This window comes from Mycobacterium sp. 155, assembly GCF_000373905.1.
Taxonomy (GTDB): Bacteria; Actinomycetota; Actinomycetes; order Mycobacteriales; family Mycobacteriaceae; genus Mycobacterium.
In genome coordinates this window covers 1,162,597-1,176,119 of sequence record NZ_KB892705.1, presented here as the reverse complement: position 1 = coordinate 1,176,119, position 13,523 = coordinate 1,162,597, and the positions used below count along the sequence as shown (strand labels likewise).

Annotated in this window: 10 protein-coding genes and 1 rRNA gene; 4 read left to right on the top strand and 7 right to left on the bottom strand. The window is 65.8% G+C overall.

Features of this window, described 5'->3' with window-relative positions; all coding sequences use genetic code 11:
• Positions 1-117: 117 nt before the first annotated feature.
• The 3 genes from B133_RS0105445 to B133_RS0105435 form a co-directional block, all read right to left on the bottom strand.
• Positions 118-1,637: ribosomal RNA gene (locus B133_RS0105445) — 16S ribosomal RNA — on the bottom strand.
• Positions 1,638-2,047: 410 nt separating this feature from the next.
• A complete protein-coding gene (gene tyrS / locus B133_RS0105440) occupies positions 2,048-3,334 on the bottom strand; it encodes a tyrosine--tRNA ligase (RefSeq protein ID WP_026256002.1) in 1,287 nt (428 codons plus the stop codon).
• Positions 3,335-3,378: 44 nt separating this feature from the next.
• The gene (locus B133_RS0105435) at positions 3,379-3,990 is read right to left on the bottom strand and encodes a DNA-3-methyladenine glycosylase (protein ID WP_018599710.1); all 612 of its coding nucleotides are present in this window, start codon (positions 3,988-3,990) and stop codon (positions 3,379-3,381) included.
• Positions 3,991-4,059: 69 nt separating this feature from the next.
• Here B133_RS0105435 and B133_RS0105430 point away from each other — a divergent pair, with 69 nt between their 5' ends.
• Genes B133_RS0105430 through B133_RS0105420 form a run of 3 tightly spaced genes read left to right on the top strand, consistent with a single transcriptional unit; the run spans position 4,060 to position 6,178 of the window.
• The gene (locus B133_RS0105430) at positions 4,060-4,806 is read left to right on the top strand and encodes an ABC transporter ATP-binding protein (protein WP_018599709.1); all 747 of its coding nucleotides are present in this window, start codon (positions 4,060-4,062) and stop codon (positions 4,804-4,806) included.
• Positions 4,749-5,576, top strand: a complete 828-nt coding sequence (locus B133_RS0105425) for an ABC transporter permease (protein ID WP_081618183.1) — start codon at positions 4,749-4,751, stop codon at positions 5,574-5,576. The genes B133_RS0105430 and B133_RS0105425 overlap by 58 nt, the downstream gene beginning before the upstream one ends.
• Positions 5,573-6,178 (top strand): TetR/AcrR family transcriptional regulator, encoded by a 606-nt coding sequence (locus B133_RS0105420; protein WP_018599707.1) that lies wholly within the window; start codon positions 5,573-5,575, stop codon positions 6,176-6,178. Before B133_RS0105425 ends, B133_RS0105420 begins: the two co-directional genes overlap by 4 nt.
• Here B133_RS0105420 and B133_RS25150 read toward each other — a convergent pair.
• Genes B133_RS25150 through B133_RS0105405 form a run of 3 tightly spaced genes read right to left on the bottom strand, consistent with a single transcriptional unit; the run spans position 6,161 to position 10,111 of the window.
• Positions 6,161-6,466 (bottom strand): Trm112 family protein, encoded by a 306-nt coding sequence (locus tag B133_RS25150; protein ID WP_018599706.1) that lies wholly within the window; start codon positions 6,464-6,466, stop codon positions 6,161-6,163. The two genes, B133_RS0105420 and B133_RS25150, sit on opposite strands and share 18 nt — an antisense overlap.
• A gap of 4 nt (positions 6,467-6,470) precedes the next feature.
• The gene (locus B133_RS0105410) at positions 6,471-6,998 is read right to left on the bottom strand and encodes a hypothetical protein (protein ID WP_026256001.1); all 528 of its coding nucleotides are present in this window, start codon (positions 6,996-6,998) and stop codon (positions 6,471-6,473) included.
• Positions 6,999-7,057: 59 nt separating this feature from the next.
• The gene (locus B133_RS0105405) at positions 7,058-10,111 is read right to left on the bottom strand and encodes an acyl-CoA synthetase (protein WP_018599704.1); all 3,054 of its coding nucleotides are present in this window, start codon (positions 10,109-10,111) and stop codon (positions 7,058-7,060) included.
• A 146-nt stretch (positions 10,112-10,257) separates the two neighbouring features.
• On the opposite strand from B133_RS0105405, the gene B133_RS0105400 reads away from it, so the two are divergent.
• Positions 10,258-12,039 carry an ABC-F family ATP-binding cassette domain-containing protein gene (locus B133_RS0105400; RefSeq protein ID WP_018599703.1) on the top strand — a complete coding sequence of 594 codons (1,782 nt, stop codon included), beginning with the start codon at positions 10,258-10,260 and terminating at the stop codon, positions 12,037-12,039.
• A 59-nt stretch (positions 12,040-12,098) separates the two neighbouring features.
• On the opposite strand, the gene argH is transcribed toward B133_RS0105400, so the two are convergent.
• The gene (argH, locus tag B133_RS0105395; RefSeq protein WP_018599702.1) at positions 12,099-13,508 is read right to left on the bottom strand and encodes an argininosuccinate lyase; all 1,410 of its coding nucleotides are present in this window, start codon (positions 13,506-13,508) and stop codon (positions 12,099-12,101) included.
• Between the last annotated feature and the right edge of the window lie 15 nt (positions 13,509-13,523).

The following is a 13,523-nucleotide window of genomic DNA, read 5'->3' as shown; positions in this document are numbered from 1 at the left end:
CTTCTCACGTTTGTCGTTGCACCCACCAGACACCCACTACAGGGCCTGGCTGACATATCCCAACCGCACTCCTCCCACAGACGTGGGGGCGGGGGAACCAAAAATGGTGCTCCTTAGAAAGGAGGTGATCCAGCCGCACCTTCCGGTACGGCTACCTTGTTACGACTTCGTCCCAATCGCCGATCCCACCTTCGACGGCTCCCTCCCACAAGGGGTTAGGCCACCGGCTTCGGGTGTTACCGACTTTCATGACGTGACGGGCGGTGTGTACAAGGCCCGGGAACGTATTCACCGCAGCGTTGCTGATCTGCGATTACTAGCGACTCCGACTTCACGGGGTCGAGTTGCAGACCCCGATCCGAACTGAGACCGGCTTTGAAAGGATTCGCTCCACCTCACGGCATCGCAGCCCTTTGTACCGGCCATTGTAGCATGTGTGAAGCCCTGGACATAAGGGGCATGATGACTTGACGTCATCCCCACCTTCCTCCGAGTTGACCCCGGCAGTCTCCTACGAGTCCCCGGCATAACCCGCTGGCAACATAGGACAAGGGTTGCGCTCGTTGCGGGACTTAACCCAACATCTCACGACACGAGCTGACGACAGCCATGCACCACCTGCACACAGGCCACAAGGGAACCGATATCTCTACCGGCGTCCTGTGCATGTCAAACCCAGGTAAGGTTCTTCGCGTTGCATCGAATTAATCCACATGCTCCGCCGCTTGTGCGGGCCCCCGTCAATTCCTTTGAGTTTTAGCCTTGCGGCCGTACTCCCCAGGCGGGGTACTTAATGCGTTAGCTACGGCACGGATCCCAAGGAAGGAAACCCACACCTAGTACCCACCGTTTACGGCGTGGACTACCAGGGTATCTAATCCTGTTCGCTCCCCACGCTTTCGCTCCTCAGCGTCAGTTACTGCCCAGAGACCCGCCTTCGCCACCGGTGTTCCTCCTGATATCTGCGCATTCCACCGCTACACCAGGAATTCCAGTCTCCCCTGCAGTACTCCAGTCTGCCCGTATCGCCCGCACGCCCACAGTTAAGCTGTGAGTTTTCACGAACAACGCGACAAACCACCTACGAGCTCTTTACGCCCAGTAATTCCGGACAACGCTCGCACCCTACGTATTACCGCGGCTGCTGGCACGTAGTTGGCCGGTGCTTCTTCTGCACATACCGTCACTTGCGCTTCGTCTGTGCTGAAAGAGGTTTACAACCCGAAGGCCGTCATCCCCCACGCGGCGTCGCTGCATCAGGCTTGCGCCCATTGTGCAATATTCCCCACTGCTGCCTCCCGTAGGAGTCTGGGCCGTATCTCAGTCCCAGTGTGGCCGGTCACCCTCTCAGGCCGGCTACCCGTCGTCGCCTTGGTAGGCCATCACCCCACCAACAAGCTGATAGGCCGCGGGCCCATCCCACACCGCAAAAGCTTTCCACCCCAGACCATGCAGTCCGGAGTCCTATTCGGTATTAGACCCAGTTTCCCAGGCTTATCCCAAAGTGCAGGGCAGATCACCCACGTGTTACTCACCCGTTCGCCACTCGAGCACCCCGAAGGGCCTTTCCGTTCGACTTGCATGTGTTAAGCACGCCGCCAGCGTTCGTCCTGAGCCAGGATCAAACTCTCCAAACAAAAACCACCCACACCCAAAGGCACAGGCCGAATTCACATTCAGAAAAATCCGATCACAAACAACAGACACCAAAACCGGCATCCAAAAAAACAAAAAAACAGCCACACCCAAACGGGAAAAGAGCATGACCAAAAAACAACAAACAAAAACCACCAAACACACTATTGAGTTCTCAAACAACACACCCGAGATTTGTCCGCGCAGAAGATCTGCGGCTAAAAGCCGCTGACCTTAGTGCGGGCAGTGAGAAGACCCACCGTAATGGGTGTCTCTCTCAGATTCTGTCTTCGCTCCCCGGCGCTTGTCCGTGTCGCTCTGACCTGGAATAAGTTACGTGAGGGCTAACGGGGAGTCAAATCGCCTGGTTACTGCGACGTTTCCCCAGGTCAGAGGCCAGCAGCTGGCGGGGCTACACCCCCACCCGCTCGACTCCGGCAATGTTGCGCTTGCCACGTCGCAACACCAGCCAACGGTCATACAAAAAGTCGGCGGCCTGTGGTATCCACTCGTCACTTTCAATACGGATGTTGTTGACGTACACGCCACCCTCGGCGACATTGCGCCGCGCAGCTCCCTTACTCGTCGCCAATCCACTCACCACCAACAAATCGGTGATCGCGTCGGCGCCACCCGGCTTCAATTCGGCAACCTGTCCACTGCTCGCCTCCCGCAGAGCCGCGGACAACGTGGACTCGTCGAGATCCGTCAGCTCGCCACGGCCGAACAGCGCCTGACTGGCAAGTTCGACGGCCTTCGTCGCGTCCTCGCCGTGCACCAGCGTGGTGAGTTCACGGGCCAACCGCTTTTGCGCGGCACGCTCATGCGCACGGTTTCCCGTGGCGTCGTCGAGCTCGGCCAGTTCCTCGGCAGATAGGAAGGTGAACCAGCGCAGATACCGCACCACATCGGCGTCGGCGGCATTGACGAAGTACTGGTACCAGGCATACGGGCTGGTCAGCTCGGGATCGAGCCACAGATTCCCGCCACCGGTCGACTTGCCGAATTTCTTGCCCTCGGAGTCGGTGACCAGCGGCGTCGTCATGGCGTGGACCGTGGCACCGACCTTCTGGCGGACCAGGCGCGCCCCGGCCACGATATTTCCCCACTGGTCGGAGCCACCGATCTGCAGGGCGCAGCCGTGCCGTTGGTGCAGTTCCACGAAGTCGTTGGCCTGAAGCAACATGTAGCTGAACTCGGTGTAGGAGATGCCGTCACCTTCGAGGCGACGGCGAACCGTGTCGCGGTCGAGCATGACATTGACAGAGAAGTACTTGCCGATGTCTCGCAGGAACTCGATGGCCGACAACTCCCCGGTCCAGTTCAGGTTGTTCTCCACGATGGCGCCGGTGGGCGAGTCGTTGAACTCGACGAACCGTTCCAGCTGGCCACGGATCCGGTCGGCCCAGTCGGCCACCGTGTCGGCGGTGTTGAGGGTGCGTTCCCCGGTATCGCGCGGATCGCCGATCATCCCGGTAGCGCCGCCGGCCAGCACGATAGGCCGGTGGCCGGCCTGTTGGAACCGGCGCAGCGTGAGCAGCGGAACCAAATGCCCGGCATGCAGGCTCGGCGCGGTCGGATCGAAACCGGAGTACACGGTCACCGGCCCTTTGGCCAGATCACCGGCCAATGCGTCGCGGTCGGTCGATTGCGCGATCAGCCCGCGCCAGTCCAGCTCCTCCAGGATGTCCGTTGACATACCGACGATCATGCCGCATCACCTTTTGGCAGTGGCGCCGATGATCAGTCGCTGCTGCCGGGCACCGGAGCCCGCGGACTTCTCCGGTAGGCGGACACCTCGCGGTGTCCCACCGACCAGAATCGCCACGGTCGGTCGGCGGCCACGCTGATACCGACCCGCGGGCCGTCGACCGCGGCAACCGGAGCGCCGAACCGCAGCTGGACCGGGCTGTTCCCGTCGAACAGGTCGATTCCGTTGTCCTCCATGACGATTCCGAGCGCCGAGCAGAGATTGCCTGGGCCTCGAGCCAGTGCCGCCGGCGCCACTGCCGCACCGCGACGGCCTTGCGCCTGAGCCAGTCCCCCGGTCACGACAGCCGCGCGCAACAGCACCGCACCCGCGACGCCGTCGTACCCGCACACCACGTTCGCGCAGACGTGGATGCCGTGGCTCCGATAGGTGTACAAGCGTCCGGGCGGCCCGAACATCACCAGGTTTCGGCCGCTGGGGCCGCGAAACGAATGGGCCGCGGCGTCCGGCCAGGGGCCGTCGACCGGTCCGCCGTAGGCCTCGACCTCGACGATCGTCGCCTCGACGGCACGCCCGCTGAGTTGGGCACCCAGCAGCCGCCGAGCTGCCGCAACCGGGTCTCCCATCAGCAGTTCGGCGCTCATCCGAGCGATTCTGCACTGCCACGTCGAGCGCCGTTGACACCGCCCGGCGACCAGAGGAATATTCACTACATGATGACTTCATCGATCGATGAATTCCGATCGTCTCCAGTCATCGACATCGACGGACTACAGGTGGTTCGCGGCAAGCGGCCTGCGTTGCGCGACGTCACCGTGCAGATCGCCCGCGGCACGATCACGGGCCTGCTCGGGCCCTCGGGCTGCGGAAAGACCACTTTGATGCGATGTGTCGTCGGCACTCAGATCATCGCCGCGGGATCGGTGACCGTGCTCGGGCGCCCCGCCGGCAGCGCCGTGCTACGACACAAGGTCGGCTACGTCACGCAGGATCCGACCATCTACGACGACCTTCGGGTCATCGACAATGTCCGCTATTTCGCCGCGCTGTACGGCACCACGGCCCAGGCCGCCGACGAGGCTGTCCGAACAGTCGGCTTGCACGAGTATCGAACCGCGTACTGCGGGAACCTTTCCGGTGGACAGCGCACCCGGGCCTCGCTGGCATGCGCGCTGGTCGCCGATCCCGAGCTGCTCGTGCTGGACGAACCCACCGTTGGTCTGGACCCAGTGCTGCGCGTCGAGCTCTGGGAGCAGTTCCGTGAGTTGTCCCACCGCGGGGCCACCCTGCTGGTCTCCAGTCACGTCATGGACGAAGCCGACCACTGCGGCGATCTGCTCCTCATGCGCGAGGGACGCCTGCTCGCCCACACCACCCCGGCCGAACTCCGGAAGGACACGTCATGCACATCCCTGGAGGAAGCATTTCTGACCGTCATCCGCCGGCGCACCGCAGCCTGACCCCACGCAGTCGGCTCAGCCCCCAGGCATACCTGGCGACAACGACCCGGATTCTGCGCCAGCTGGCAGCCGATCATCGCAGTGTGGCGATGATCCTGGTGGTGCCAAGCCTGGTCATCACGCTGATGTACTTCATGTTCCGCAGCGCACCGCACCTACCGGGCGCGCCGACTCCGTTCAACAATGCCTGCCTGATCATGCTCGGGGTGTTCCCGCTGGTCGTCATGTTCCTGATCACCTCGATCACCATGCAACGCGAGCGGGCGTCGGGAACGCTCGAGCGGATCCTGACCACGCCGTTGCGCCGGTTCGACCTGCTGGCCGCCTATGGGACGGCGTTCTCGATCGCGGCCGCCGCGCAAGCGAGCCTCGCCTGCGTCGTCGCGTTCTGGTTCCTCGGATTCTCCACGGCCGGCAGCCCGCTGCTGGTGTTCCTCATCGCCATCATCAACGCCGTACTCGGGGTCGGATTGGGCCTGCTGTGCAGTGCGTTCGCCCGCACCGAGTTCCAGGCCGTGCAGTTCATGCCCGTCGTCATCGTTCCGCAGTTGCTGTTATGCGGCATTATCGTGCCCCGCGGAGCGCTGCCCGAGTGGTTGCAGTGGATCAGCAACATGCTGCCGGCCAGCTACGCGCTCGAGGCGCTGCAACAGGTCGGCGCCCATCCTGAGCTGACCGCGGTCGCGGTGCGGGACATCGCCGTGGTGGTCGGTTTCGCGCTGTTGACCCTCGGCCTGGCGGCAGCGACGCTGCGACGACGGACACCATGACCGGCCGCAAGCGATCCGGACGCCCGCCCGGACCCTCCGACACTCGGGAACGCATACTCGTCAGTGCACGAGAGTTGTTTGCACGCAACGGAATCGACAAGACCTCGATCCGTGCGATCGCGGCCGATGCCGGGGTCGACCCCGCGCTGGTGCACCACTACTTCGGCACCAAGACGCAACTGTTCGCCGCCGCGATCCACATCCCGATCGATCCGATGGCCGTGATCGGCCCGCTGCGTGAGGTTGCGGTCGAGCAGATCGGCCACACGCTGCCGTCAATCCTGTTGCCGCTGTGGGATTCCGAGATCGGCAAGGGATTCATCGCCACCCTGCGGTCGATCTTGGCCGGCAACGATGTATCACTGTTCCGGTCATTCCTGCAAGACGTCATCGTCTCCGAGGTCGGCTCGCGCGTGGACGACCCGCCGGGCAGCGGCCGAATCAGGGTGCAGTTCGTGGCGTCGCAACTGGTGGGTGTGGCGATGGCGCGCTACATCCTGGAACTGGAGCCGTTCAAATCACTGCCGGTCGAGCAGATCGCCGAAACCATCGGCCCCAACCTGCAGCGCTACCTGACGGGCGAACTACCCGGCCTCGGGTGACCCGGCCAACTCCAGCAACCGCTGATGGTCGGCGTCGTCAACTTCGACCGCCTCGCCGACGAGCAACACCGGTATGCCGTCATCGATGCGGTAGGCCCGGTGCAGCCGAGCGTTGTACAGCCAGTCACGCGATCCGTGCTCTTCGCGCAAGCGCTCACGCAACCCATGCTCTTCGCGCAAGCGCTCACGCAACCCGTGCTCTTCGCGCAAGCGCTCATCGGTGACCAGCAGGAGCGGTCCCCGATCCTGCGGACACACCAGGATCTTCAGAAGCTTCTCGTCGATCAACGGATCAGCCGACCGGCACGCTGATACCGGGAATCCCCGGGGCCCCCTGAATGGGGACCTGGCCGGGACCCGTCTGGTTTATCCCGCCCGAGGCGCCACCCGGGGGCACCGCCGCGTTGGCCCTGGCCTGCAGCTTGCGCTGGTAGGCGAGCGTGTTCTTGAGCGCCTCGATCAGCGGCGTCTGGTTCGGCCGCTTGTCGAGCGCGGCGACGATCGCCTCGCGGTTGGCATTCGACGGCCTGAAACCCTGCGAACGCAGTTGCAAGATCGAATGGATCAACGTCGAGATCTGGCCACCGCCGGCGCCGGTGTCGTACTCCTTGTCGATTATGGCGATCGCCTCGTCGGCCGTCATCTCCGGTGCCGGTGGTGCATCAGCCGCGGATGTCGCGTTGGTGTCGGCGTCGGCGGCCGGATCAGCGAAGGCAGAGGGTGCGCCGATGCCGACCAGCAATCCTGCGGTCAGTGCGCTACCGGCCACCGCACCCGTGATAGCACGACGCCAACGGTTTCCGCTCGTCTGCGATGTCATCAATCCTCCAGTCGGTGCGCCGCAAGCCGGAGCTTAACAGGGTGCCGAGGATTCGGCTGCTAAGACGGATCGGCAGCCGGATCGGGCTCGGTCAGTTCGGTCCGTATGGCCAGGGTCAGCGGCTTGTACGTCTGGGTATCGGGATCGAGGTACCAAGAGTTACGCCGGGCCGGTTTCGGAACGCCCGCGGCCTGCAATGGAGCCACCATCGGTCGGTATGACGCGCCGAGCGCGATGTCGGCGACCACGTGGACGAAGTCCGGCGGGCTCCCCACGGGCAGGTCCGACAACGCGTCCGTGAGATCCGCGGTGGCGATGCTGCCACCCGGGCGCAGCGCCAGTGCGGTCACCGCCACCTGCTGCCCGCCTACGTCGACGCCGTAGGTCACGGCGAGATCGACACCGTCGAGGCGTCCGACCACATCGCTGATCGGAGTGCCGTATACCGGCCCGCGCTCCGTGTGGATGACGGCGCTGCGGTTGTCCACCTGCCAGTAGTCACCGTCCTCATCGCGGCGGAACAGGAACTCGGTGGACACCCAGGTGTCGGCCGGCGCGAACACGCCCCTCTTCACCGAGGCGGTCGGGTCGACAGGCCCGCGTGGATGGGCGAGCAGCACGCCGACCTCATTGGGCTCGGCCCTGCGGACGAAGCCCTGCTCATCCTCGAGAATCAGGTCGTCGTCAGCGTCGTAGGCGGCCAGCTCGACGTGCCCGCCGCCGGGCAGCGGCCGACCCTTGCTGCCGATCTTGGCGCCGGACACGTTGGCCAGCACCGCCTGTCCGTCAGTCGTCGCAAAGAACTCCACCACCTGGGCGGGCTCGAAGATCTCGACCACCCGTTTCCACAGCCCTGCCGGCATGCCCGAGCCGATGAAAAGCCGCACCGGGTGAGAGCCGACGAGTGAGAACGACGGATCGTCGATGACCTCACGCAGCATCGCCCACGTGTAGGACACCACCGTGACGCCGTACTGACGGATCTCCTGCAGGAACCGGTCGGGCTGCAAACCGCGCGACAACGCGATACGGGAGCCACCCACGACCGCCCCGCCGAGACTGACCAACAGCCCGGACTGGTGATGCAACGGCGTGAGGCAGTACACGGTGTCCCCGCGCCCGAGGTTGGCCGCCGACGCGGTACCGAACGCCGACAGCGCCCAGCGGAAATTGGTGATCTGCCGGGCAACGAGTTCGTCGGCGACAGTGGCGAACGCGACGAACGCCAGATCGCGGGCGAGCCCTGGATTCGGGCGGTACCAGCCGGGAAGCTCGACCACACCGGGGTCGATCTGCTCCATGTCCACGACATCGGCGTGCTCGGGCAGGTGCAGGTCGCGGTTTTCTCCACCCCTTACATCTGGCGGCCCGCCGCCCCTTACATTTGGCGGCCCGCCGCCCCTTACATTTGGCGGCCCGCCGCCGAGCACCAGAACCCGCGTGTCGAGCCGACGGGCCGCTTCCAGATGACTCGGATCAGCGATGATCTCCGACACCCCGCCCAGCCGGGCAGCCTCGGCGAGATCGACGTCGGGCGGCATCAGCACGGCTACGGCACCCAGACGCGACAGCGCGGCGATCGCCACCAACGCACTGGGCCGCGTCTCCATCAGCACCCCGACATGTGCGCCTTGGCGCACCCCGACGTCGATCAGGCCGCGGACCACGTTGTTGATCCGGCGATCCACCGCCTCGTAGGTGTGCACCCGGCCGTCGAACAGCAGCGCCTCCCCATTGGGATGGTCGCGTGCCTGCTCGCTCATGATGCGGCCCAGCGAGATCCGAGTGTGGTCGTTGACCTGCCCGAGGCGGGCCAGCCTCGGCAGTGTGCGGACGGTCTCGATGACCAGAGTTCGAGCCGACTTGTTCGCCGCCACCACCGCGTCAGCCGCCGAACGGGCCACGCCGAAGGCCATCTCGGTGGCGGCGGTAGCTCCATGGGTCACGCGCGTCGTGAACGACACCCCGCTCTCGGGATGGTCGACCGATGGCAGGCCCATCGGGGCGACGCCCTCGGGCATCTCCTCGCCGTTGTCGAGCCACTTGACCCATTGAGCCACCGTGGGCCAGGTTTGGTTCGAGGCCTTGGAGCCGACGACCAGGCCGAAATGGCCGGCACGAATCAGGTACTCGTACACGTCGGCCTGAGGCGCGGCTCGTTTGATGCCACGCACGGCCGCCGGCTGGCCGATGTCATCGACCTCACCGACCACCACGAGTACCGGGCAATCGATATCGGAGAGCGTGACCAGGTCCCCGTGGATGGAGAAGCCGCCGGTCATCATCCGGTTGTGGGCGATGAACTGCTTGAGCAGCTCCGAGATCGCCGGGCCGGACCAGGCGATCCAACCGTCCGAAGCGAGGAACCTGCGCTGCTGCTCACGGGGCAGCAGCGCCTCACGGTCGTGCAGCTGGCGCAGGAAGTCCAGCCGGGATTGGGCGGTCTTGATCGGATCGAGCATCTGGAACCCGGCGCGGGCCAGCCAACCGGGAATGTCGATACGGCTGAACACGTGATCGGCCATGAAGTCTGCGGCGCCGGCCGCGACGCCGGCAGGCAGGTTCATCGGCAGAGCGGCCAAGGTGTCGACCGGCGCGCCGAACGCGATGATGCTGGCCAGGTCCTTCGACCGCCGGTAGGCGGCGGTCTGGTAGGCGAACATGCCGCCCTGCGAGTACCCGGCGAGGTGCACGTCGCGGCCGGTCACCTTCTTGACGGTGTCGATGGCTTCGCTCAGCGCCACCACATGGTCGGCGAGGTTGCGCTGCATCCCGCCCTCGACCTCGTCCGGTGAGCCGAAGTCGATCACCCACGGGTCGATGCCGGCACGGTGCAGGATGCCGACCGCGCCGTCATTTCGGGTGACGTCCCACATGTCGGCGGCCATCATCATCGGGTGCACCATCAGGACCGGTGGGCCGGGGTTTTCGGCACCGGGCCGGGCATCGGGCGGGAAGTACCGGCGCAGCTTGAACATCGGCACGCTCTGGATGATCTGGAACGGAGACGGGACGGCGCCGGTCTCCAGGCCTCCGTAGCGCAGCACCTCGAGCCCGTTCTGCGCAGTCGCCAGCAACCGCTCCACCGGTTTGGTCACCGCCGAGAAATCCATCACCGCCCGCTCCCCTACGTCTTCGACGTGCTGTCCCCGACTGACGTGGTCATCATGGCACGTCGCCGCACGGCCGACGACGCCCGAGGCAAACCCTCGCAGACACCTTCGCGGCCGGACTGCCGGTGGCGCTAAGGTCGGCGGCGATGGCACACCTAATCGGCGGCGAAGCCCTACACCTGGAGTACCCCACCGGGGTGGTGTTCGACGCAGTCACCGTCGGCGTCAGCGAAGGCGACCGAATCGGCATCGTCGGCCGCAACGGCGACGGCAAATCGAGCCTCCTGGGTATGCTGACCGGGCAGATCACCCCGCATGGCGGCCGGGTCACCCAGCGCGGAGGCCTGCGAGTGGGGGCACTCGACCAGACCGACACACTGGATTCCGAGCGCACGGTGGGGTGGTCGCTGGTCGGTGACCGCCCGGAGCACGAATGGGCCGGGGATGCCCGGGTCCGTGATGTCATCGGCGGGCTCGTGGCCGACATCGGATTCGACGCGACGATCGGCACGCTCTCCGGCGGACAGCGGCGCCGCGTGCAGTTGGCCGCCTTGCTGATCGGCGACTGGGATATCGTCGCCCTCGACGAGCCCACCAACCACCTCGACATCGAGGGCATCACCTGGCTGGCCGGCCATATCAAGGGCCGCTGGGCGCGCAGCGCGGGTGGGCTACTCCTGATCACCCACGACCGCTGGTTCCTCGACGAGGTGGCCACCGCCACCTGGGAGGTCCACGATGGGATCGTCGAACCGTTCGAAGGTGGCTACGCGGCGTACGTGCTGCAGCGGGTCGAGCGCGACCGGATCGCCGCCGCGACCGAGGCCAAACGGCAAAACCTGATGCGCAAGGAACTGGCGTGGCTGCGGCGCGGCCCGCCGGCTCGAAGCTCCAAGCCCAAGTTCCGCATCGACGCGGCCAACGCGCTGATCTCCGATGTGCCGCCGCTGCGCAACAGTGTCGAGCTGTCCCGACTGGCGACCGCGCGTCTCGGTAAGGACGTCATCGATCTGCTCGATGTGTCCGTTGCGTTCGATGGACGGGAAGTGCTGCGGGATATCGAGTGGCGCATCGCCCCGGGCGAGCGCACCGGCATCGTCGGCGCCAACGGAGCCGGCAAGTCGACGCTGCTCGGCCTGATCGCCGGCACGGTGACCCCGACCGCAGGCCGGGTCAAACACGGGAAAACGGTGCGGCTGGCGATTCTCGACCAGCAGTCGACCGAGCTGAACGCGATGGCCGGCGATATGGTCCGGGAAGTGCTGGGCCGGCTGCAGACCAGCTACGTGATCGACGGCAAGGAGCTCACCCCGGCACAGCTGCTCGAGCGGTTGGGCTTCAGCCGGGCGCAGCTCTCGACGCGGGTAGGTGAGCTCTCGGGTGGGCAGCGGCGCCGGTTACAGCTCATGCTCGTGGTGCTGAGCGAGCCGAACGTCCTGGTGCTCGACGAGCCGACCAACGATGTCGACACCGACATGCTCACCGCCACCGAGGATCTGCTGGACTCCTGGCCGGGCACGCTGATCGTGGTGTCCCACGACCGCTATCTGCTCGAGCGGGTCACCGATCAGCAGTACGCGATTCTCGACGGACGGCTGCGGCATCTGCCCGGCGGTGTCGACGAGTACCTGCGGCTGGCGACGCAACCATCGGCCGTGTCAACCCCACGCACGGGTGCCGCACCGGCACCGGCGGCACCTGGCTTGTCTGGCGCGGAGCTCCGCAACATCGAGAAGGAGGTCGCCTCGATCGACCGGTCCCTGGCCAAATTGGCCGGGCGCATCTCCGACAAGCACGATGAACTCGCGGGCCACGATCACTCCGACCATGTCGGAGTTGGCCGGCTCACCGGGCAGCTGCGCGAGCTCGAAGACCAAGTGGCCGAACTCGAAGCCCGCTGGTTGGAGTTGTCCGAACAGCTGGAGTGAGGGTCAGCGCACGCGAGGAGCAAAAAGAGCCTCAGCGCACGCGAGGAGCAAAAAGAGCCTCAGCGCAGCCGGACCCGCAACTGATCCAGGGTGTCACGCACCACGCCAAGTTGCCTGGCCACCTGGATCGGAGCGGTGCCGCCACGCGCGTCGCGGGAGTTCACCGATCCGGCGATGGTGAGCACGTCGCGCACCTGGGCCGTCAGGCCGGGATGGATGCCCGCGAGCTCGTCGTCGGCCAGCTCCTCCAGGCCGACGCCTCGCGTCTCGGCGATGCGCACCGCTTCGCCGGCGGCCTCATGCGCGATCCGGAACGGAATGCCTTGGCGCACCATCCATTCCGCGACATCGGTGGCCAGAGTGTAGCCCTGCGGGGCGAGCGCCGCCATCCTGCCGGTGTCGAAGGTCAGCGTGCTCACCAATCCGGCGACCGCCGGCAGCAGCAGCTCCAGCTGCGCCACCGAGTCGAACACCGGCTCCTTGTCCTCCTGCAGGTCCCGGTTGTAGGCCAGCGGCTGCGCCTTGAGCGTCGCGAGCAGCCCGGTCAGGTTGCCGATCAGCCTGCCGGACTTGCCGCGGGTCAGCTCGGCGATATCGGGATTCTTCTTCTGCGGCATGATCGAGCTGCCGGTCGACCACGCGTCGTGCAGCGTGACATAACCGAACTCCGTTGTACTCCAAAGGATTATGTCCTCGGCCAATCGGGACAGATCGACACCGATCATCGCGAACACGAAGGCCGCCTCGGCGGCGAAGTCCCTCGATGCCGTGGCGTCGATCGAGTTGTCGGCGGCCGCGGTGAACCCGAGCTCGTCGGCGATGGCGTCGGGGTCCAACCCGAGTGAAGATCCGGCGAGGGCTCCGGACCCGTACGGCGACACCGCCACCCGCTTGTCCAGGTCGATGAGGCGGTCCGCGTCACGCAGCAGCGGATGCGCGTGGGCCAGCAGATGATGCGCTAGCAGCACCGGCTGCGCCGACTGCAGATGCGTCTTGCCGGGCATGATCGCCGTCGGGTGGGCGGCGGCCTGGGTGGCCAGCGCGGCGGCCGCATCCAGCACACCGTTGCCGACAGTGGTGATGGCGTCGCGCAGCCACATCCGGAACAGCGTGGCCACCTGGTCGTTACGCGACCGTCCGGCCCGCAGGCGGCCTCCCAAGTCGGGACCGACCCGGTCGATCAGGCCGCGCTCCAGGGCACCGTGCACATCTTCGTCGCTGGGCAGCGGTCCGAAGCTGCCGTCGGCGAGGTCCGCGCCGAGGCTGTCCAGGCCGGACAGCAGCCCGTCACGCTGCTCGTCGGTGAGCAGGCCGGCCCGGTGCAGCACCCGCGCGTGCGCCTTGGAGGCCCGCACGTCATAGGGCGCCAGCGCCCAGTCGAAATGCGTCGACTTGCTCAGCGCGGCAAGGGCTTCCGACGGCCCGTCGGCAAACCGGCCGCCCCACAGTGAACCTTCGTTGGTGCTCACGTCACCACCCTCCCG

What these genes read in the sequence shown, in the direction of transcription:
- B133_RS0105425 (WP_081618183.1), top strand. Translation starts at nt 4,749, where the DNA reads ATGCACATCCCTGGAGGAAGCATTTCTGACCGTCATCCGCCGGCGCAC.
- tyrS (WP_026256002.1), bottom strand. Translation starts at nt 3,334, where the DNA reads ATGTCAACGGACATCCTGGAGGAGCTGGACTGGCGCGGGCTGATCGCG.
- B133_RS0105435 (WP_018599710.1), bottom strand. Translation starts at nt 3,990, where the DNA reads ATGAGCGCCGAACTGCTGATGGGAGACCCGGTTGCGGCAGCTCGGCGG.
- B133_RS0105420 (WP_018599707.1), top strand. Translation starts at nt 5,573, where the DNA reads ATGACCGGCCGCAAGCGATCCGGACGCCCGCCCGGACCCTCCGACACT.
- B133_RS0105430 (WP_018599709.1), top strand. Translation starts at nt 4,060, where the DNA reads ATGATGACTTCATCGATCGATGAATTCCGATCGTCTCCAGTCATCGAC.
- B133_RS0105410 (WP_026256001.1), bottom strand. Translation starts at nt 6,998, where the DNA reads ATGACATCGCAGACGAGCGGAAACCGTTGGCGTCGTGCTATCACGGGT.
- B133_RS0105405 (WP_018599704.1), bottom strand. Translation starts at nt 10,111, where the DNA reads ATGGATTTCTCGGCGGTGACCAAACCGGTGGAGCGGTTGCTGGCGACT.
- B133_RS0105400 (WP_018599703.1), top strand. Translation starts at nt 10,258, where the DNA reads ATGGCACACCTAATCGGCGGCGAAGCCCTACACCTGGAGTACCCCACC.